The sequence below is a fragment of the Shimia sp. SK013 genome, assembly GCF_001292625.1.
Taxonomy (GTDB): Bacteria; Pseudomonadota; Alphaproteobacteria; order Rhodobacterales; family Rhodobacteraceae; genus Shimia.
Window position 1 is genome coordinate 46,860 of record NZ_LAJH01000014.1, and the last position, 20,350, is coordinate 67,209.

At 59.5% G+C, this 20,350-nt stretch carries 20 protein-coding genes; 12 read left to right on the plus strand and 8 right to left on the minus strand.

Annotation, left to right across the window (positions count from 1 at the left end; genetic code table 11):
* The first annotated feature begins 50 nt into the window (after positions 1–50).
* The 3 genes from SHIM_RS13765 to SHIM_RS13775 all read left to right on the plus strand — a co-directional run bounded on the left by SHIM_RS13765 (position 51) and on the right by SHIM_RS13775 (position 4,044).
* Positions 51–2,111 carry an OmpA family protein gene (locus SHIM_RS13765; protein WP_082358402.1) on the plus strand — a complete coding sequence of 687 codons (2,061 nt, stop codon included), beginning with the start codon at positions 51–53 and terminating at the stop codon, positions 2,109–2,111.
* On the plus strand, positions 2,098–2,424 hold the full coding sequence (locus SHIM_RS13770; RefSeq protein WP_054003258.1) for a hypothetical protein: 327 nt from the start codon (positions 2,098–2,100) through the stop codon (positions 2,422–2,424). The genes SHIM_RS13765 and SHIM_RS13770 overlap by 14 nt, the downstream gene beginning before the upstream one ends.
* Before the next feature lie 105 nt (positions 2,425–2,529).
* Complete coding sequence (locus SHIM_RS13775) at positions 2,530–4,044, plus strand: amidohydrolase family protein (protein WP_275043955.1); 1,515 nt, start codon at positions 2,530–2,532, stop codon at positions 4,042–4,044.
* 137 nt (positions 4,045–4,181) lie between these two features.
* On the opposite strand, the gene SHIM_RS13780 is transcribed toward SHIM_RS13775, so the two are convergent.
* The 4 genes from SHIM_RS13780 to SHIM_RS13795 form a co-directional block, all read right to left on the minus strand.
* Positions 4,182–4,625, minus strand: coding sequence for a molybdenum cofactor biosynthesis protein MoaE (locus tag SHIM_RS13780; RefSeq protein ID WP_054003260.1), 444 nt, complete (start codon positions 4,623–4,625; stop codon positions 4,182–4,184).
* A 14-nt stretch (positions 4,626–4,639) separates the two neighbouring features.
* On the minus strand, positions 4,640–4,885 hold the full coding sequence (moaD, locus tag SHIM_RS13785) for a molybdopterin converting factor subunit 1 (protein WP_054003261.1): 246 nt from the start codon (positions 4,883–4,885) through the stop codon (positions 4,640–4,642).
* A gap of 5 nt (positions 4,886–4,890) precedes the next feature.
* Complete coding sequence (pgsA, locus tag SHIM_RS13790) at positions 4,891–5,550, minus strand: CDP-diacylglycerol--glycerol-3-phosphate 3-phosphatidyltransferase (protein ID WP_054003262.1); 660 nt, start codon at positions 5,548–5,550, stop codon at positions 4,891–4,893.
* A gap of 105 nt (positions 5,551–5,655) precedes the next feature.
* Positions 5,656–6,309 carry a ceramidase domain-containing protein gene (locus SHIM_RS13795; protein ID WP_054003263.1) on the minus strand — a complete coding sequence of 218 codons (654 nt, stop codon included), beginning with the start codon at positions 6,307–6,309 and terminating at the stop codon, positions 5,656–5,658.
* A gap of 60 nt (positions 6,310–6,369) precedes the next feature.
* Here SHIM_RS13795 and SHIM_RS13800 point away from each other — a divergent pair, with 60 nt between their 5' ends.
* Positions 6,370–7,074, plus strand: coding sequence for a metal-dependent hydrolase (locus SHIM_RS13800; protein WP_054003264.1), 705 nt, complete (start codon positions 6,370–6,372; stop codon positions 7,072–7,074).
* Here SHIM_RS13800 and SHIM_RS13805 read toward each other — a convergent pair.
* Entirely contained in the window at positions 7,071–7,523 is a 453-nt protein-coding gene (locus tag SHIM_RS13805) for a nucleoside deaminase (RefSeq protein WP_054003265.1), read from the minus strand. The genes SHIM_RS13800 and SHIM_RS13805 overlap by 4 nt on opposite strands.
* Positions 7,524–7,587: 64 nt before the next feature.
* Between SHIM_RS13805 and SHIM_RS13810 the strand changes: the two genes are divergently transcribed.
* From SHIM_RS13810 to SHIM_RS13845, 8 genes are all read left to right on the plus strand, one after another.
* Positions 7,588–8,463 (plus strand): pseudouridine synthase, encoded by an 876-nt coding sequence (locus SHIM_RS13810; protein WP_054003266.1) that lies wholly within the window; start codon positions 7,588–7,590, stop codon positions 8,461–8,463.
* A 213-nt stretch (positions 8,464–8,676) separates the two neighbouring features.
* Positions 8,677–9,504: a TerC family protein gene (locus tag SHIM_RS13815; protein ID WP_054003267.1), complete on the plus strand. Its 828-nt coding sequence runs from the start codon at positions 8,677–8,679 to the stop codon at positions 9,502–9,504.
* 208 nt (positions 9,505–9,712) lie between these two features.
* Complete coding sequence (locus SHIM_RS13820) at positions 9,713–10,594, plus strand: 5-bromo-4-chloroindolyl phosphate hydrolysis family protein (RefSeq protein ID WP_054003404.1); 882 nt, start codon at positions 9,713–9,715, stop codon at positions 10,592–10,594.
* Positions 10,595–10,623: 29 nt separating this feature from the next.
* Positions 10,624–11,823: a toxic anion resistance protein gene (locus SHIM_RS13825; RefSeq protein WP_054003268.1), complete on the plus strand. Its 1,200-nt coding sequence runs from the start codon at positions 10,624–10,626 to the stop codon at positions 11,821–11,823.
* Entirely contained in the window at positions 11,820–12,749 is a 930-nt protein-coding gene (locus SHIM_RS13830; protein ID WP_054003269.1) for a DUF2927 domain-containing protein, read from the plus strand. The genes SHIM_RS13825 and SHIM_RS13830 overlap by 4 nt, the downstream gene beginning before the upstream one ends.
* A 24-nt stretch (positions 12,750–12,773) precedes the next feature.
* Positions 12,774–13,916, plus strand: coding sequence for an SPFH domain-containing protein (locus SHIM_RS13835; protein WP_054003270.1), 1,143 nt, complete (start codon positions 12,774–12,776; stop codon positions 13,914–13,916).
* A 10-nt stretch (positions 13,917–13,926) separates the two neighbouring features.
* Complete coding sequence (locus SHIM_RS13840) at positions 13,927–15,033, plus strand: TFIIB-type zinc finger domain-containing protein (RefSeq protein WP_054003271.1); 1,107 nt, start codon at positions 13,927–13,929, stop codon at positions 15,031–15,033.
* Between the two features lie 18 nt (positions 15,034–15,051).
* Complete coding sequence (locus SHIM_RS13845; RefSeq protein WP_054003272.1) at positions 15,052–15,723, plus strand: nitroreductase; 672 nt, start codon at positions 15,052–15,054, stop codon at positions 15,721–15,723.
* A 37-nt stretch (positions 15,724–15,760) separates the two neighbouring features.
* On the opposite strand, the gene SHIM_RS13850 is transcribed toward SHIM_RS13845, so the two are convergent.
* The 3 genes from SHIM_RS13850 to SHIM_RS13860 all read right to left on the minus strand — a co-directional run bounded on the left by SHIM_RS13850 (position 15,761) and on the right by SHIM_RS13860 (position 20,313).
* The gene (locus SHIM_RS13850) at positions 15,761–16,819 is read right to left on the minus strand and encodes a DUF2235 domain-containing protein (protein ID WP_054003273.1); all 1,059 of its coding nucleotides are present in this window, start codon (positions 16,817–16,819) and stop codon (positions 15,761–15,763) included.
* Positions 16,809–19,109 (minus strand): xanthine dehydrogenase family protein molybdopterin-binding subunit, encoded by a 2,301-nt coding sequence (locus SHIM_RS13855; RefSeq protein WP_054003274.1) that lies wholly within the window; start codon positions 19,107–19,109, stop codon positions 16,809–16,811. The genes SHIM_RS13850 and SHIM_RS13855 overlap by 11 nt, the downstream gene beginning before the upstream one ends.
* A 73-nt stretch (positions 19,110–19,182) precedes the next feature.
* Positions 19,183–20,313 (minus strand): type III PLP-dependent enzyme, encoded by a 1,131-nt coding sequence (locus SHIM_RS13860; RefSeq protein WP_054003275.1) that lies wholly within the window; start codon positions 20,311–20,313, stop codon positions 19,183–19,185.
* Positions 20,314–20,350 lie beyond the last annotated feature (37 nt).

A 20,350-nucleotide genomic window follows, 5' to 3' on the forward strand; every position in this document is an offset into this window, starting at 1 on the left:
GCGCGCGTCTCGGCGTATCACTCTGCAACCTTTCATGACTGCCGGCACGAATGCGACTTTCTTCCCTCCTTATTGTCTGCGCCACCTTCGCCACTGCAGCGTTGCTCTCTGTTGTGGCCGCAAGCCTCTCCGCTGACCTGATCGAAGACAGCTCCCGAGAGGCCGTCAAACGAGAACTCTCGCTGGATGGCCAAGACTGGGCTGATGTGCACGCCGAAGGCCTCAATGTCTTCCTTGCCGGCACCGCCCCGACCGAGGCCGCACGGTTTCGCGCCATGACCGCCGCTGGTCGCATCGTTGATGCGGCGCGGGTGATCGACAACATGCAGGTGGTCGCCACTGCCGACATCGCGCCGCCGCGCTTTTCCGTTGAAATTCTGCGCAATGACGCAGGCATTTCTCTGATTGGCCTCGTGCCTGAAAGCAGCGATCGTGCCGCCATCCTGCGCGACATTACCAAACTCGTCGGCACCCGCGACGTCACCGACCTTCTGGAAACTGCCGCCTATGACGCTCCTGTGGCTTGGGCGCAAAGCCTCGACTACGCTATCGAGGCCCTGCGCGACCTGCCCCGCTCCAAAATCTCGGTAGAGGCCGGACAGGTCAGCATCACAGCAATGGCCAACAGCCCCGAAGATCGCCAACAGCTGTCTGCAAAACTGGTGCGCACGGCGCCAGCGACGGTTGATGTGAACCTCAACATCTCGGCGCCACGTCCGGTTATCACACCGTTCACACTGCGGTTCCTGATCGACGAGGCTGGCGCAAAGTTTGACGCCTGCTCGGCAGACACAGACCGCGCCCGCACCATGATCCTAACGGCTGCCCGCGACGCCGGCCTCCCGCCGGGGCGCAGCATTTGTACGATTGGCTTGGGTGTTCCGTCACCGACATGGGCCGACGCCGTGGAAACCGCGATCAAAGGTCTTGCCGAATTAGGCCAAGGCTCTGTGACCTTCTCCGATGCCGACATCACCCTTATTGCCGCGCAAGGCACCGATCCCGCGCTGTTTGACAAAGTTGTCGGCGAAGTCGAAAGCGGCTTGCCAGACGTCTTTGCGCTCAGCGCGACACTGCCTGCCACGCCCGAAGCTATGGCCGAAGGCACCACGCCGGAATTCAACGCCACCCTCAGCCCCGAAGGTTTGGTTCAACTGCGCGGTCGCCTCTCCAATGAAATCTCTCGCACCACAACCGAAAGCTACGCCCACGCCCGCTTTGGCAGCGAACAGGTTTACATGGCGGCCCGCCTTGACGACACCTTGCCGCAAAGCTGGCCGTTCCGGGTGATGGCCGGTCTGGATGCACTGGCGCAACTGCACAACGGCTCGCTGATGGTAACACCGGAATCGCTGGCCATAACCGGCCGCACCGGCGATCTGGAGGCCAACGCCCGTATCGCCCAAATCCTTGCGGACAAACTCTCCTCCACAGACCACTTCTCGATTGATGTGCTTTATCTCGAGGAACTTGACCCGCTCGCGGCCTTGCCCACGGTCGAAGAATGCATCGCCGACATTCAGGGCTTCGCCAAGGAAAACAAAATTGTGTTTGAACCCGGTTCGGGCACGCTGGACGCATCCGCCGCCGACGTTTTGGACTCCATCGCGATCAAAATCGCCGACTGCCCTGACCTGCAGCTGGAAATCCAAGGCCACACCGACAGCCAGGGGCGCGAGTCGATGAACCAAGCGCTCAGCCAAACCCGTGCCCAATCCGTTCTGACCGCCTTGCAAGACCGCCGCATCCTGACCAAAGGCTTCGTTGCCATTGGGTATGGTGAAAGCCAACCGATTGCCGACAACGAGACGCAAGAAGGCCGCGAGGCCAATCGCCGGATCGAATTTGTGCAAGTCGTGCCCGAGGCCGAAGAACAAGCCGAAGGCGACGCCGAGGCCGACGCAGCGACCGACGCGTCCGACACCGCCACATCGGAGCCGGAGACAGCCAATTCACCCGACGGGCAGGCACAAACACCTACAGAAACTGATGGCCAGGCCGTTGACTCCGAGGCCCAAGAAGCCGACACCGACAGTGAGGCAGACGCAGACAACGCCGAAACAGCGGACCCAGACGCCGCGGGCGAGGAGACGACCAATGACCAGAATTGACTTCATCCTGACAACAGCCGTCATCCTGTTTGTGGCCTTCTCAATGGGGTGGTTTGCCAATTGGCTGGTGCACCGTTTCACCCGCGTGGCGCAAGCTGACGTGGATCAACTTGAGCGCATGAGCCAAGAGTTGCACGAAGCGGAAGAGACCCGCGATCAGGCGATCACCTACCTGCAACAGCGCGAGGCCGAGCTGACCAATCAGCTTACCCAGACCGAAGCCGAGCTGCGCGCCGCCATGGACGGGCTGCGCGATGCCCGCCAAGAGGCCGAAGAAATGCGCGCGCACCTAGAGCGCATGAACGCGGGCTGACTTGCCCGAAAATGTGATTAGCATGTAAAGAAAATTTCGATACTCTCCTCGCCAGTCAGGTTAAGGAGTGATCGTTTGAAGTATTTTAGCATTCTACCGCTTGCTTTGGTTGCAAGCATGGCCAGCGCAAACTCGTATGAAACCGTCATTCTCAATGGCCGCGTTATTGACCCGGACAGCGGCCTTGATGCAGTGCGCAATGTCGCCATATCCGATGGCCACATCGCCGCGATTTCTGAATTTGACTTGCAAGGCGAAACCGTCATCGACGCCTCCGGCATGGTGGTTGCGCCGGGCTTTATCGATTTGCACGCCCACGGCATGGCACTTGGCGATATGCGCATGCAGGCCATGCAGGGAGTCACCACGGTGATGGAGCTTGAAAGTGGTGTGCTGCCAATCGGCGACTGGTATTCCGCGATGCAGGTGCAACAAACGCCGCTAAATTATGGCGCATCCGCCGCTTGGACATTCTCACGCATCGCCACGTTCTCCAACACCGAGCCTCAGGCCACTTCCGCTTACTTTCAGGACGCGCAGGCTCAAAATGACTGGAAGTTCCAGATCGCCGACCCGCTGCAAACCGCGCGCATTCTGGATCTCGTTGAAACCGGCCTCAAGGAAGGCGCTATCGGCATCGGAATCAATGCAGGCTATGCGCCCGGATATGGTCAAAAAGAATACTTCGCCCTTTCGGAACTTGCCGCAGACTACGATGTCGCGACTTTCACCCACGTGCGCTATGCCTCAAACCTCGAACCTCAGGGATCGTTTGAGGCCATCAAGGAATTGATCGCCAACGCAGCTCTCACGGGCGCGCACATGCATATCTGCCACATCAACAGCTCGTCTCTGTCCGACATTCACGCCACCCTTGATCTGGTCGAGAAAGCGCAAGCCCAAGGCATCAATATCACGGTTGAAGCCTACCCTTACGGCGCAGCCAGCACTGTGGTTGGTGCCGCCATGTTCTCCGGCGACGACTGGCGCGAACGCGTGGACAGCTCCTCCGAAAACTTCCAGCTTGGCGCCGATCGGATGACAGAAGACGAACTTGCCGACTACCAAGCCAACAATCCGGGCACCTTTATCGTCTGGCACTTCCTGGATGAATCCGAACCCGACAAGCTGGCGCTTCTGGATGCATCGGTCACCCACCCATCAACCAGTATCGGATCCGATGCGGTGTTCTGGTCCTACTTTGACGATGCAGGCGCGATCAAAACCTACACAGGCGACGCATGGCCCCTGCCTGACAACGTCTTCAGCCATCCTCGCAGTTCGGGCACCTATGCCAAGGTTTTACGTTCCTATGTGCGCGAGCGCGGGTTGATTTCTCTCTCCGAAGCCATTCGCAAAATGTCATTGCTGCCGGCCCAAACGCTCGAAGATTTCGTGCCCCAAATGCGCAGCAAAGGCCGTGTGCAGATCGGCATGGACGCTGATCTCGTGGTGTTTGATCCGGCCACTATCACCGACAACGCCACGTTTGAGAACGCCAATCAGCCCGCCTCCGGCGTCCACTCTGTTCTGGTCAATGGTCGCTTCGCAGTCCGTGACGGAGAAATGGTTTTAAACGCCGACGCCGGCCTTCCCGTCCGCCGCGAGGTTGTCCAATAACCTTTTGCATCGCGCGTTGCCTTCACACCTGCGCGGCTTGAAAATCGCACCGACGCAATACCGACGCTTTGCAGCCGCAATACAGACGGGCGTTTTACCCAACGCCAAAAGGTTAACCTAGATTCGACGACCTCCGCTCACCAGCGGTTCAGCGCGTCCTCATCCTCATCCTTGGCGGCCACCCAGTCGGCCCCGTCAGAAGTGATCTCTTTTTTCCAGAACGGCGCGCGGGATTTGAGGTAATCCATCAAAAATTCCGCCGCCTCAAAGGCATCTTTGCGATGCGGAGACGCCGTGGCAACCATCATGATCATCTCACCCGGTGCCAGATCACCATAGCGGTGAATGACCAACACATCCCCAAGGCTCCAACGTTCCCGCGCCTCATTCGCGATTTTTTCCAACGCTTTCAGCGTCATGCCGGGATAGTGTTCGATCACCATGCGGTCCAAATCACCCCGTGCCAGATCCCGCACGACACCGGTAAAGGTCACAATTGCACCCATGTCGCGATGCCCGCTGGCAAAGGCGCTGGCCTCGGCACCCAGATCAAACGGCTCAGACTGAACTGCGATTTTCATGACGGAAACCCTCTTTAGCCACCGGTCATCGGCGGGAAAAACGCCACTTCCCGTGCGCCCTCAAGTGAGGCGTCAAACTCGGTCAGCTCCTGATCCACGGCCACCCGAAGCGCGCTCAAATCCGCAAACGCGGCAGCGTAACGCTCTTCGCGCCCGCGCAATTCCTCGACCAGATCAGTCACGGTTTTTGCTTGTGTTTCAACGACTTCCTTCGGAACACCGATCCGCTCGCGCACCCATGCAAAATACAAAACATCCATCGTGCTCAATCCTTCAGATGCGGCAAAGCTTTGCGGAAATAGTCATACCCGGTGATCGCTGTTAGCGCCGCCGCGACCCACAGCAACACCAACCCGATCCATCCGGTCCAGACCATGCCCGCGTGTTTCCACAACAGCCCTTGCGTGTCCTCAACGGCGCCGGTCATCACCTGATCGACCATCGCCTGATCCATGCCCCATGCCGACATGCCGAGGTAATGTTCAAACACGCCTTGCCCGAACAAAACAGCAATGGCCACCATCTGCGTCGCGGTCTTCCATTTTGCGAGTTTGGTGACTTTCAACGTGCCAGCGACATCGCCCAGAAATTCGCGCAACCCGCTGACAAACACTTCGCGGAACAGGATCAAAGTCGCCGGAAGCACCAGCCAGGGTGACATCGACGAGTAGCCCACAATCACCATCAACGCGATCACCACCATCGCCTTGTCCGCAATCGGGTCGATCATCGCGCCAAGTCGGGTTTCCTGCTTCCACAGTCGCGCCAAATACCCGTCAAACCAATCGGTGACAGAGGCGATCAGGAACAAGCAAAGCGCAAACCAATCGGCGTAAGGTCTTGTGAAGTAAAGAAACATCACAGCGATCATCGGCGCGGCGGCAAGCCGCAAAACCGACAGCATATTGGGCACATTCCAGTTCATACTGACTTCCTATGCTCTTTTGGTTCGCGCGAAAACCCCATCCATGGCCCTGTCGCTCTTTGTCACGTCCCCATCAGGCCAAATGTTTCACCTGTTGGACCCAGCTCAGCTTTTTTGACCCACTACGTGACGCCGGTAAACCTCGATCATCCATCCCAGCATGACCGCGTTCAGAATGTGCCACAAAAAGCGCGTACCCAGCGGAACCGCCTCGCAAACACGCGCATCCAATGATCGCATCATCAGCGAAACCATCAGGATCACCACGCCAATGGCCAATCCTTTTGAGACCTCTGGCAAACGCTTACGCAAGGCCACTGCATAAAGCGCAATCATCGCCGGCACCGGTAGATATCCCGCAGAAACACCCAAAACAGGCAGAGCCTCAAACATCGGCATCGTGAGGTAAGCAAAGGGAAAAAATAGCAGCGTCGCCCCGAAAGCCCAAACGTTGGACAGACCCCAGTAGTCGCGGTTGGCCGCAAAAATATAGAGCAAAACATAAGCGGCAATCGGCGTTGTATCCGCCACCGCGGCCCAGACCACCGCATGGGTGTGAAACAGAAAACTGCCCACCCCGATCAACCCGAGAATGACGCAAAGCGCCCGCGCCAATCCCAAACCCGGTCCCTGCACCCGCCGCCACATAATCAGCGCCGCGATCACAAAGGCCGCGTTCGTCACCGCATTGACAGGTTCAGCCCAATACTCGGGCCCCGACCGCTCACAATAGGCGTCGATATAGCGCGTCCAATCCATGCACTCTTCCCATCTTTCCTGCCCGTGTTAGTCTTGTCCCAAAGCATCAGGAGAAACAGCATGAAAATCATCTGGATGGGCCATGGCTCTTTTCGCATCGAGACCGGCGACCTTGTGCTGTTGCTTGACCCTTGGCTCACCGGCAATCCGGTATTGAGCGAAGATCAACACGACGCCGCAACATCGGGCGCCACGCACCTGATCCTAACCCACGCGCATTTTGACCACGTTGCCGACATGCTGCCTCTGGCACGCAAATTGAACATTCCGGTGGTGGGACAATATGATCTGATGGGCTATTGGTCAGAGCACGAAGGCATTGAAACCGTTGGGTTTAACAAGGGCGGCACCGTGGCATTGAGCGAGACTGTCAAACTGTCGATGGTGCCAGCGTCACATAGCTCCACCTTTGGCACCGATACCGGTCCCCGCACTGGCGGCACCGAAGTCGGGTTTATGCTGCAGGCCGAAGGCCACACTGTTTATCTGTCGGGCGACACCGATATCATGGCCGACATGGATTGGATGGCGGACTACTACAAACCCGACATTGGCATCCTCTCTGCGGGCGGGCATTTCACCATGGACATGCGCGGCGCCGCCTATGCCGCCAAACGTTATTTCAACTTCAAAACGGTGATCCCGTGCCACTACGGCACTTTTCCGATTCTGGAACAGTCCGCACTGGATTTGATTGACGGGTTGCCCGGCGTGGATGTGGTCGAGCCACAGCTGATGCAAGCCATTGAAATCGCAGCGATCTAGGGGCGTTTGGCGGCAAAGAATTCCTTTAGCATCGCTTCGGCTTCGTCAGAGGCGATGCCGTCATAAACCTCGGGCACATGATGGCTTTGCGAATGGGAGAATACGCGCGGTCCCTGCGCGACACCGCCGGACTTGGGGTCAGATGCGCCATAATACACCCGCGCAATCCGCGCCTGACTGATCGCGCTGGCACACATCGGACAAGGCTCCAGCGTCACGTATAAGTCATGCCCCGCAAGCCGCTCGCTGCCAAAAGCGGCACAGGCGGCGCGGATCGCCAGAACTTCGGCATGCGCTGTCGGATCGCTCAGCTCGCGCGTGCGGTTGCCCGCCGCCGCAACCACCGCCCCGTCAGGGGACACAATCACGGCACCCACTGGCACTTCGCCCCGCGTGGCGGCTTTGCGCGCCTCAGACAAAGCCTGCGCCATATGGCTCTTGAACGTCATGGGGCTAGGTGATGCCCGCTCGCGCCCCCTTTCGCAATCCCTCAAATGCCGCTAGAGGAACCCCATGAACCGCAAACCCACAAAACCCGGCCCGTCCTCCAAGCCCGCCGCTCGATCTTCGGCGCGCCCTCAGAAATCTGCGCGCAATGCACCGGCCACACCGGACGGCGCCACGCCCGAAGGCGACCGCATTGCCAAAGTTCTGGCCCGCGCTGGTGTGGCTTCGCGCCGCGAAGCCGAGCGCATGATTGGCGCCGGTCGGGTCAGCGTGAATGGCAAGGTGATCGACAGCCCCGCACTGAACGTGACCGACAAGGCCCGCATCCTGGTGGATGGCAAACCGATTGCCGAACCCGAGCCCGAGCGCATCTGGCTCTATCACAAACCCCTTGGACTGGTGACCACAAACAGCGACGAAAAAGGCCGCACGACGATCTTTGACAAATTGCCACCCGAACTGCCGCGCGTGATGACGGTGGGTCGGCTCGACATCAACTCCGAAGGTCTTTTGCTGTTAACCAATGACGGCGGCGTCAAACGCAAGCTTGAGTTGCCGGAAACCGGCTGGCTGCGCAAATACCGCGTGCGCGTCAATGGCCGCCCGACCGAGGATACCTTTGCTCCGCTGCGAAGGGGTATCGTGGTGGACGGCGAAAAGTTCCAACCGATGGAGCTGACGCTGGACCGCCAACAAGGCGCAAACGCATGGGTGTCTGTGGGCCTGCGCGAAGGCAAGAACCGTGAAATTCGCCGCGCCATGGAGACCATTGGCCTGTCCGTGAACCGGTTGATCCGCGTTAGCTATGGCCCCTTCCAGCTTGGAAACCTCAAGGCCGGCGCCGTCGAAGAATTGCGTCGCCGTGTGGTGCGCGATCAACTTGGCTTGGATGGCGCTGTACCGCCTGAGTCCCGCCCCACACCGACACGTCGCCGCAAATAGCCCCCCTCCCTCTCCTACCAACTGAACATGGCTCAAAGCGCCGCTTTGAGCCTGAAGGGGCGTTGCCCCTGCGACAGCATGCTGTCGCCCCTCCCATAAGTTTCTCCTTAAACGTCGCCTGCGGGGAATTTGGCGGTACGAATTTCATTTGTTTGTCACTCGTCATGCGGTATTGAGCCAAAAAACGCATAAAAACCAACGGGGACACGCGCGATGGCCGACCTTCTGACTTTGGGAAACCTCACCGATTTGCTGATGCTCTGCTTTTTGCAGGCGGTGCTTGGGTTTGACAACTTGCTTTACATCTCGATCGAAAGCCAACGTGCGCCGGTCGCGAAGCAAAAGGCCGTACGCTTTTGGGGCATCATCATAGCCGTGGCCCTGCGGGTGGTGCTCTTGTTCACCATGATCCAACTGATTGACGCCATGGCCGAACCGTTTGTGGTCTTCGCCGAAGGCGGCCTGATCGAAGGTGGCGTGAACTTTGCTACGGTGATCTTTATCATTGGCGGGATTTTCCTGATGTATACCGCCGTCAAGGAGATCAGCCATATGCTGTCGCTTGAGCATCTGGGCACTGACGTCAATCACAAGGGCCGCAAATCCGCGGTCCAAGTGGTGATGCTGATCGTCGCAATGAACCTTGTTTTCTCTTTTGACTCAGTGCTTTCCGCCCTCGCGATCACCGATGTGTTCCCGATCCTGGCCACAGCCATTCTTTTGTCCGGCGCGGCTATGTTGCTTTTGGCGGACGGGGTAACCGAGTTCCTCAAGAAAAACCGCATGTACGAGGTGCTGGGCCTCTTTATCCTGCTGATCGTCGGTGTGGTGCTGTTGGGCGAAGCTGGTCAGGCCGCCGCCCACGCCATGCATGATCCGGCGTTGGCGCTCAAATTCTTCGGCTACGAAGTTATCCCGATGTCCAAGACCACCTTCTACTTCTCGGTGGCCGTGCTGTTTGTCGTGGAGATCCTGCAATCAGGCTACGCCCGCAAACTGGCGGCAGAACGCTCAGCTGAACAAGACGGCGGAACACATTGAACCGACTCAGGCGGGCAGGCCAGCAAGTGCCAGCCCGTCCTGCGGCGCGGTCAGGAATCTTCCCCCTAGCCACGGTGCGGCAGAGTTCCTAGATTTCAAAGTGGGTTAAGAGGGTCGAAACAGTCATGTCTGAAACCGGATTGCAAAAATTATCCTTTGTTCTTCTTGTCATCCTGATCCTCTATGTGACGGTCACCGGAGGCGCATGATGGCTCAGAAATTTGGTGGAAAATACAGCCCCGATGGGCAAACTGGGGGATCAACCCCACAGGCGGAAGCCTTTCAGAACGCGCGCCGCTCTAGGGCCGGGGGACGGGTAAACCTGCTGTTTATCGCGCCACTGCCGCTGATCTGGAAGGCGTTCACGTCTGAGCCTGTCGTCATGGCGCAATACCTCAGCGCTTTGGGTGTTCTGTTGCTGGCCGCATGGCTGACGCGCTCCGGCCAAGAAGCGCACGACGCCTATGACGCCCGCAAAGTTGCCCGGCGCCCGGCCCTGCCCCGAAAAATTCTGGGCGCAGTGTTGACCGGTGGCGGCCTCGCACTGGCTGGCTTCGCCGGTCACGGGCTGGTCGAGGCGGCGATCTTTGCCGTTGTCGGGTTTTGCTTACATCTTTTTGCCTTTGGCCCTGACCCGCTGCGCGACAAGGGCATGGAAGGTGTGAACCTTCATCAAACCGACCGCGTCGCCCGCGCCGTAGAAGATGCCGAAGAGCACCTTCGCGCCATGGAAGACGCTATCAAACGCTCCGGCGACCGCGCACTAGAAGGCCGCGTTGCGCAGTTCCAACAAGCCGCCCGCGCCTTGTTTCGCACGGTGGAAAACGACCCCCGCGACTTGTCGTCGGCACGACGCTATCTGGGCGTCTATTTGCTGGGCGCCAAAGACGCGACGGTCAAGTTTGCCGATCTTTACAGCCGCACCCGCAATCCCGAGGCCCGCATCGAATACGAAGCCCTGCTGGATGATCTCGAGGAAAATTTTGCCGCCCGCAACCAAAAGCTGCTTCTGGATGACAAGGGCGATCTGAACATTGAAATCGACGTGCTGCGCGAGCGGCTTGCCCGCGAAGGCGTGCACCACAACTGACGTCAAAACTCCATAGGAGAGGGACCACTATGTCTGACACCACCCGCCAAAAAGCCGAGGCCGCGCTGGCCGAAGTCGAACAGGTTTCCGCCGTGATCCTGCCCGAGCCAACCGAAGCCACTGCAATTGTGCCTTTGGCCGAAGCGGACGCGCCGGTCTCTGCCGAGATCACCAAGCGCATGGCCGAGCTGGACATGTCCAACACCAACTCGATTGTGTCATTTGGCTCCGCCGCGCAGTCGGAATTGCAAACCATTTCACAAGCCATGCTGCAGGATGTGCGGAACAAGGACGTCGGTCCCGCCGGTGACAGCCTGCGCGACATCGTCACCACGATCCGTGGCTTCTCGGTCTCCGAACTCGACGTGCGCCGCAAGCGCTCGTTCTGGGAAAAACTGCTGGGCCGCGCCGCGCCGTTTGCCCAGTTCACCGCTCGTTTTGAGGAAGTGCAGGATCAGATCGACAAGGTCACCGACAATCTGCTGGGCCACGAACACACGCTGCTCAAAGACATCAAGTCGCTCGATGTGCTCTATGACAAAACCCTCGCGTTTTATGACGAACTGGCGCTCTATATCGCTGCGGGTGAGGCAAAAATCGCCGAGCTTGATACCGAAACCATTCCAGCCAAAGAAGCCGAAGTGCAGGCTGCGGATGAAAACGCTCAGGTCATGAAGGCGCAGGAACTGCGGGATCTGCGCGCTGCGCGTGACGATCTGGAACGCCGCGTGCACGACCTCAAACTGACCCGTCAGGTCACCATGCAATCGCTGCCGTCCATTCGCCTCGTGCAGGAAAATGACAAGTCGCTGGTCACCAAGATCAACTCGACGCTGGTCAACACCGTGCCGCTTTGGGAAACCCAGCTGGCGCAGGCTGTGACCATTCAGCGTTCGGCCGAAGCGGCGGCCGCCGTGCGCGACGCCAACGATTTGACCAACGAGCTGTTGACTGCCAATGCCAAGAACTTGCGTGAAACCAACAAGGTTGTGCGCGAGGAAATGGAACGCGGTGTGTTTGACATCGAAGCCGTGAAACAGGCCAACGCCGACCTGATCGCCACCATCAACGAGTCGCTTCAAATCGCGGACGACGGCAAAGCCAAACGCGCCGCCGCCGAAGAGGACATGAAAAAGATGGAAGCCGAACTGCGCGACACGCTGGCCTCGGCAAAGGCCCGCAAAACTGGTCTGGGCGACTCTGCCGCGACCGCCGTGCCCGGCGCGTGAAGGCAGCCCGTCGCATAGCTTTGACCCTGTCGTTGGCGGCCGCTCTGGCCGCCTGCGACACCATCGACACGGCCAGAGGCACAGGCACGGCGCAAACAATCCCTGCCAAACCAACAGTCTCCGAAGCCAGCCAATCCCTGCGCAACTACTATGTGCATCTGCAACAGGATCATCAGGCGCGCGGCTTGCTGCGGGTTGATGGCGGCGGACCGGACACGCCTTTTACGCCCGACATGCTGGGGCGCAATTTTGAAAACATCGCCTTTTTTGAGGAATACGCGCGCAACAGCGGCATCAGCCAAAAGGGGCAGGCCTCAGATCTGCGCCGGTGGAACCGCCCTGTGCGCATCAGCCTCGAATTTGGTCCGTCGGCAACTGCGGACATGATTGCCAAGGACCGCGCTGCGCTGGACGCGCTGGTGCCGCGTCTTGCGACGGCAACCGGCCACAGAATTTCGCAAAACGCGACGCGGGCGAATTTTCAAGTGCTGGTGATGGGCCAGGATGACCGCGAAACGCTGGCCGCCCGCATCGACGCCCTTCTGCCCAACGCGTCTCCGTCGACTCGCAATCTGTTCCTGAACATCCCGCGCGACTTTTTGTGTTTCGTAACCACCTTCTCCACCTCCGAGCCCGGGCATCACTATGACACTGCCGTGGCGCTCATCCGCGCCGAACAACCCGATCTTTTGCGCAAGTCTTGTCTGCACGAAGAAATCGCCCAAGGCCTCGGCCTGCCCAACGATTACCAGAAGGCCCGCCCGTCGATTTTTAACGACGACGACGAATTTGCACTGCTAACCACACATGACGAAATGCTTCTGAACATGCTTTATGATCCCCGCCTCACCGCGGGCATGACCGTGGACGAAGCCCGCCCCATCATTTACATCTTGGCCCGTGAACAGACGGGCCGCGTTTACTGATTTTTCTTCGAAAGGAACCGCCACATGGGTATCTTCGACTTTCTCACCGGTGAATTCATCGACGTCATCCACTGGGTGGACGACACCCGCGACACGCTGGTCTGGCGGTTCGAGCGTGAAGGCCACGAAATCAAATACGGTGCCAAGCTGACGGTCCGCGAAGGTCAGGCTGCCGTGTTTGTCCACGAAGGCCAACTCGCCGACGTGTTCACCCCCGGTCTTTATATGTTGGAAACCAACAACATGCCGGTAATGACCACGTTGCAGCACTGGGATCACGGCTTCAAAAGCCCGTTTAAATCCGAGATCTACTACGTCAACACCACGCGCTTTGCCGATCTGAAATGGGGCACCAAAAACCCGATCATGGCGCGTGACCCTGAATTTGGTCCCGTGCGCCTGCGCGCCTATGGCACCTATGCGATCCGTGTTGTCGACCCTGCACGCTTCCTGACCGAAATCGTCGGCACCGACGGCGAATTCACCATGGACGAGATCAGCTATCAGATCCGCAATATCATCGTGCAAGAATTCTCCCGTGTGATTGCGTCCTCGGGCATTCCAGTGTTGGACATGGCCGCCAACACCGCCGATTTGGGCAAGCTGGTTGCGGCTGAAATCTCAGGCACATTGGCTGAATACGGCCTCTCGATCCCCGAGCTTTACATCGAAAACATCTCGCTTCCGCCTGCGGTTGAGGCCGCGATGGACAAGCGCACATCAATGGGCATCGTCGGCGACCTTGGCGCCTACACACAGTTTTCCGCAGCCGAAGCCTTGACTGCCGCTGCGCAGACGCCCAACTCTGGCATGGGTGCGGGCCTTGGCATGGGGATGGGCATGGCGATGGCGCAACAGATGGCCGCGCAAAATGCACAGCCCCAAGTGGGCCCGTGGGGCGCCGCCCCCGCCGCGGCTCCTGCACCGCAAGCCGCCGCAGCACCGCCCCCGCCGCCTCCGGTTGAACACGTCTGGCACATCGCCGAGAACGGGGTCACCAAAGGCCCGTTCTCCAAGGCCGCTCTGGGTCGCATGGCTGCGGCTGGTGAACTGACCCGCGAAACCCTTGTCTGGACCGCCGGCCAAGACGGCTGGAAACACGCCGAAGACGTGGCAGAACTCGCTCAACTCTTTACCATCCTACCACCACCACCTCCGGGGGCTTAAGGCCAACAAAGTGACAGATTTACCGCCCCCTGCACCCCAAGAAACCACCCGCTTCCCCTGTCCCAATTGCGGTGCGGACTATCGCTTTGCCCCCAAACAGGCCAAGCTGGTCTGCGATCATTGCGGCCATGAGGAAGCGACGGAGCAAGGCGACCGCGACGCCGCGATTGCCGAGCTTGATTTCAAGGCGGCACTGGCCGAACAACTGCCCGCCGCCGAGATGGTCGAAACCCGCGCCAGCTCCTGCCCGAACTGCGCCGCGCATGTGGTGTTTGAGGGCGACACCCACGCCACCGAATGCCCGTTCTGCGCCACGCCTGTGGTGGTCGACACCGGCACGCATCGCCAAATCAAACCACGCGCTGTGCTGCCGTTCCAGCTTGCGGAACGCACCGCCCATGACGCCATGAACACATGGCTTGGCAAGCTCTGGTTTGCGCCCAACGGACTGGCCGACTACGCCCGCAAAGGGCGCAAGATGAACGGCGTCTACGTGCCTTACTGGACCTATGACGCAGACACCAAATCCCGTTATCAGGGCGAGCGTGGCACTGTCTATTACGTCACCGAAACCGTGATGCGTGACGGCAAACCCGAGCAGCGCCAAGTACAGAAAATCCGCTGGCGTCCTGCCGCGGGCCGCGTCAAACGCTGGTTTGACGACGTGCTGGTGCTGGCCTCCCGTGCGCTTCCAAAACGCTACACAGACGCATTGCAACCATGGGACCTGTCCAAGCTGGAACCCTACTCGCCTGAATTCCTCGCAGGGTTTCAGGCCGAGGGCTACAGCGTCGAACTTCAAGACGGCTATGACGAAGCCCGCGCCCATATGGACGCCGTGATCCGTCGCGACGTGGCCTTTGACATCGGCGGCGACCGACAGCGCATTCACCACATCTCCACAGCCGTGAATGACGTGACTTTCAAGCACATTCTTTTGCCGGTTTGGATGGCAGCGTACAAATACCGCGGCAAGACCTATCGCTTTGTGGTCAATGGACAAACCGGACGTGTTCAGGGCGAAAGACCCTATTCCGCGATCAAGATTGCGATCGCTGTCACGCTCGGATTGCTTGCCGCCGCTGCAATTGGCTATATCATCGCCCAAAACCAATAAAAGACTTGGGACGACCCGATGACCCCGCATTCCGCCCTCCAAGAGCTGCTCAACAGCCGATTTTCCTGTCGCGCCTTCCGCAAGGATCCGGTCCCCCGAGATGTGATCGAACAAGTTCTGCGTGACGCTGGCCGCGCGCCCAGTTGGTGCAACGCCCAACCGTGGAAAGTGATTGTGGCCTCCGGTGCGCAGACCGACGCCTTCCGCGACACGATGGCAAGCGCCTTTGATAATGGTAAACCAGCGCCCGACTATCCCTTTCCCGCGACCTACACAGGCGCCCACCTGCAAAGGCGCCGCACCTGCGGCATGCAGCTATACGAGGCTGTCGGCATTGGTCGCAGAGACCGCGAAGGGCGTGCCGCGCAAATGCGGGAAAACTACACCCTGTTTGGCGCCCCCCATGTGGCGGTGATCACCTGCCCCGAAGAACTCGGACCCTATGGTGTTCTCGATTGCGGCGGCTTTATCACGGCCTTTTGTCTGTCGGCACAGGCCCAAGGCCTCGGCACCGTGCCACAGGCCGCTTTGTCGCTGTTCTCCGACGCCGTGCGCACGCAATTCGCCATCCCCGACGATCGCAAAGTGCTGGCGGCTATTTCGTTTGGCTATCCGGATGATCAGGCCAACATAAACCAGTTCCGCACCGATCGCGCCGAGCTGGACGAATTTGTCGAGTGGAAAGACTAGTCGTCAGTCGCTTGGGGCGTGTCTCAAACGCGCCGTCTTAGCGCAAGTCGCCCACAACCCGCGCTTTTACATCGCCCGCCGCCACAAAGGGTTTCGCACTTTCATGTAAACTTTCGCTGCGATCCCGTCCGGCAATCCGGCGTTTACGGATCCAGAAAAACTTACCCCAACGCCGCCAGGTGCCCAACATTGGCACTTCTGCGTCGCACACGATCCGCTCCTGCCACCCTTCAGGCAAAGCCACATCACAGCTTTCCAGCCGCTCCAGCATCCAGACAAGCGAGATATTCCCCAGGGGACGGGCCGCCGCAAACCCGTGAAGCTGCCCGCCCACGTCGCCATGCGCGCCGCGAAACCAGACCTGTTCCACCCGCCCGTCCCACATGTCGGGGCATTCCCACATCTCCGGCGCGAACACCGACCGCGTTTCATCCAGCGCCAGCGCCTGAAATCCATGGCGCACGACGGGGCTCAGGTGGTGGTTGTGAAACGCGTGCCGCTTCTCCGTAAGGCGCCACAAAAGCGGCAATCGCGCGCCCAGCGCTTTGACCGTGTCCCAGACACCGATCATCTCAACCGCAACGTCTTCATGGCAATGCGCCTCGGCAAAGGTACCAACCACGTCGCTGTCCGGCGTCAATTCATAGTGGCGATACGCGGTGCGGATGTTGCGCTCCGTCGCGCACTCCGCCCGCAACAAGCCGACGCGGTCAATCACACCTGCCAACGACCGAACGGCAAAAGCGCCACGCGAATATCCCATCAGGAATATGCGATCACCGGGACGATAGCGGCTCGCCAGATAGCCATAAGCCCGCCGGATTTGCCGGTTGATCCCACGCCCCATCATCACGTCCAGTGTCTGCCGCCAGCCAGGCCATTGCACGCCCGCCTCATAGTAAAGCGACACGTCAGGCCGCATCTCCTGCAACAAACGATATGTCAGCCCCGCGTTGGTTTCCTCACCAGCGCGCAGGCTCGACATTGTGCCGTCCAGAATAAGAACATGGGTAACCGCCCCGCGCCGCGCGGTGACTTTGGAATGGTCTGCACGGGGTCCGCCGCGCAGCCAATTCCAAAAGCGTTTACGCAGCATCGGGCGCGGCTTCGCGCAGCATTTCCCAGACCCGCAGCGGGGTAAACGGCATGTCAGCCTGACGCACTCCGCGGTCCCAAAGCGCATCCTGTACTGCGTTGGCCACAGCCGCCATTGCCCCCACGGTGCCCGCTTCGCCACAGCCTTTCATGCCCATGATGTTCGCCGTCGACGGCACGGCCTCGGTGGTAAAGCCGATCATCGGCATATCGCTGGCGCGCGGCATCGCGTAATCCATAAAGGTTGCGGTCAACAACTGACCGTCCTCGTCAAACACCACATGCTCCATCAAGGCCTGACCTGCGCCCTGCGCGACACCGCCATGCACCTGACCCTCGGCAAGCATCGGATTGATAAGGTTGCCGAAATCATCCACGACGTTGTAACGATCCATCGTGACCTGACCGGTCTCGGGATCAATTTCTACCTCCGCAAAATGCGCCCCGTTGGGGAAACTGCGCGCCGGCAGCGTTGTGCGTTCTTCATGCACCAGCAAATCATCGCGCCCGTCCGCGCGCGCCATTTCTGCCGCTTCAAGCATGGTTGGGTGCAAGTTCGACCCCTCCGCGCGGAACTGTTCGTCGTCAAACGACACGTCGGCCTCATTCACACCCATCTTGTCGGCCAAATATTGTGTGAAGGCCGTGATCATCGTGGACACCGTCGCCAGCGTCGCGGTGTTCTGCACAGTGACAGACCGCGACCCGCCAGTGCCACCGCCCTGCTTGATGCGGTCACTGTCGCCCTGCACCACTTCGATCAAGTCCACCGGAATGCCAGTCTGATCGCTCAGGAATTGCGCATAAACCGTTTCATGGCCCTGCCCATTGGACTGTGTACCAACAAAAATCGACGCGGTGCCATCCTCGTTGAATTCCACCCGCGCGCTTTCACTCGGATCGCCCAAAATGCTCTCGATATAATAACACAACCCGACGCCGCGCAGCTTGCCCGCCGCCTCAGACGCCGCCTTGCGTGCACCAAACCCGCTCAGGTCGGCAAACGCCTCAGCCCGATCCAGCACCCGATCAAAATCACCCACGTCATAGGTCTCATCCGTTGTGGTTTTATACGGGAACGCCGCCTTGGGAATAAAATTGCGTCGTCGCAACTCAGAGCCCGAAACTCCCAATTCCCGCGCAGCCCGGTCCATCAGACGTTCCAGCACATAAATCGCCTCGGGTCGCCCCGCCCCGCGATAAGCATCCACCGGCGTCGAGTTGGTATAGACGCCGTCCACCTGCAGCCACGTGGTCTGCACATCATACACGCCCATCAACACGCGGCTGAAAAGCTGCGTCTGAATGGCTTGGGCAAACTGCGAGTTATAGGCGCCCATGTTGGCCACGCTCAGCACGCGATATGCTGTCGCCTTCAGGTCCGCGTCAAACGCCATTTCCACCGTCGATGTCAGATCGCGCCCTGCGTTGTCCGACAACATCGATTCCGTGCGATCCGCGATCCAGCGCACCGGCTTACCCGCTTCTTTGGCAGCATGCGCAATCACGCCGGCCTCATTATACATCATGGCTTTCATGCCAAAACCGCCGCCCGTGTCGGGGTTGGTGACCTTCACCTGCTCCGGATCAATTGCAAGCATCCGGGCGATCTGTGCCTTTGGTCCCCAAACGCCTTGACCGTTAATGGCCACGTGCACACGGCCATCCTCGCCCCATTCGGCAAAGGCGCCCCGTGGCTCCATCGCATTCACGATCACACGGTTGTCGCCGACTTCAAGGCTCACCACATGTGCGGCCGCCTGAAACGCGGCCTCAGTCGCCGCCTCATCGCCCAAACCCCAGTCAAACGCGAGGTTCTCCGGCGCTTCGCCATGCAACTGCGCACCGCCCCGTGCCAAGTCGATATGTGCGTCAAGATCGTCATAATCAAACATGATCATCTCGGCAGCGTCACGCGCCTGATCCATGGTCTCTGCGACGATCACCGCCAGCGGCTCACCGACGTAGCGCACACGCCCCGTCGCCAGCAAAGGCCGCTCCGGTCCTGCCCCTTTGGACCCATCGCGGTTTTGCACCTGCGTGCCTTCCAGCGTTGCGTCCATACCGGCCGCCAGCAAATCCTCTTGCGTCAGCACCACAGCCACGCCGTCTGCTTCGCGCGCGTCGCTTACATCCAGTTCTGTAATCTCTGCATGCGCCACCGGCGAGCGTAGAAAATAGGCGTGCAACGCCCCCTCCGGCGCAATGTCATCCACATATTGCCCTGCACCGGTCAGGAACCGTGTGTCTTCGAACCGTTTGACCGGTTGGCTTTTCCCGAATTTTTCCATGGCTGACTCTCCGCGCACGTGTGACGACGGGGACAGTAGCGCCCACATTTGCGGTGTCCAGTGGTGTTGCGCTTCACAACGTCGCGACAGTTACAATCTCTTGCCGACCATAACCGTTAAACCCGGTCGAAATCGACGCTGAATACGCCCCCATCGCGCGGATCAAAACGTAGTCTTCTTCTGCGATTCCGACGGGCAACGGCATCAAATCCGGCAACCGATCAAGGCTGTCACACGTCGGCCCAAACACCACGCGCGGCACCAGATCTCCATCGACATTTGCCCCGTCTGATCGCAACACCTGCACCCGATCCGGCAGGCCAATGTCGCGCAACTCGGTCAATGCCCCATATGCGCCGTCATTTAGGAACACCGCCTCCCCTCTTACTGCCTTCACGCGCAACGCCAGCGTAAAGGCTTCAGCCACCATCGCGCGCCCTGGCTCACAAACCAAATCCGGCGCATCCTCGTCAAAAACTGCGCGCACTTCGTCCGCAATGCGTTGAAAAATCGCGTCTATATCCGGTGCCGCGCCGCTGCGATGCGCCGCAAACCCGCCGCCGACGTTCAGCCGTTTTAACGCCACCCCGGCCTGACGGGCCACATCAGCGGCCACACCGACATAAACGGCCCAGGCTTCGGGGTCGGCACACTGGGTGCCGGGATGAAATGTGATCGACGTCGCAAACCCCATTTCACGTGCCGCCTTCAAAAGCTCAACGGCTTCTGCCGGATCGGCGCCAAACTTCTCGCCAAAATCATAGGCCGCACCAGCCACAGGCAGTCGCAATCGCACCGCAATCTCGGTATCACTACGCGGCACATCCGCCAGCTTTGCCAACTCACGAAGGCAATCCACCGACCAGCTGGCAATGCCATGTCCCACTGCTTCGGAAATCTCGGAACGTGATCGCACGGGGTTATGATAGTGCAGCACCGCATCCGCCATCGCCCGCCGCACCCGCGCCATTTCCAACGGAGACGCCACATCGAACGCCACAATGCCAGCATTCACCAGATTGTGCAGAACCGCCTCGTGATCATTGGCCTTCACTGCATAGGTCACCAGCCCGTCAAACCCATTCAAGAACCGCTTTGCCGTGGCCTGTAAAATCTCGGGCGCGAAATACAAAACCGGCGCGTCCGGTTGAAACTTTGGCAAGTGCCAATTCGGTGACGGCCACAAAGCCGGTTGATTGCGCATGTCCTGCCTCTCGCTTTTTCTTGCAAGATTGAGCGGC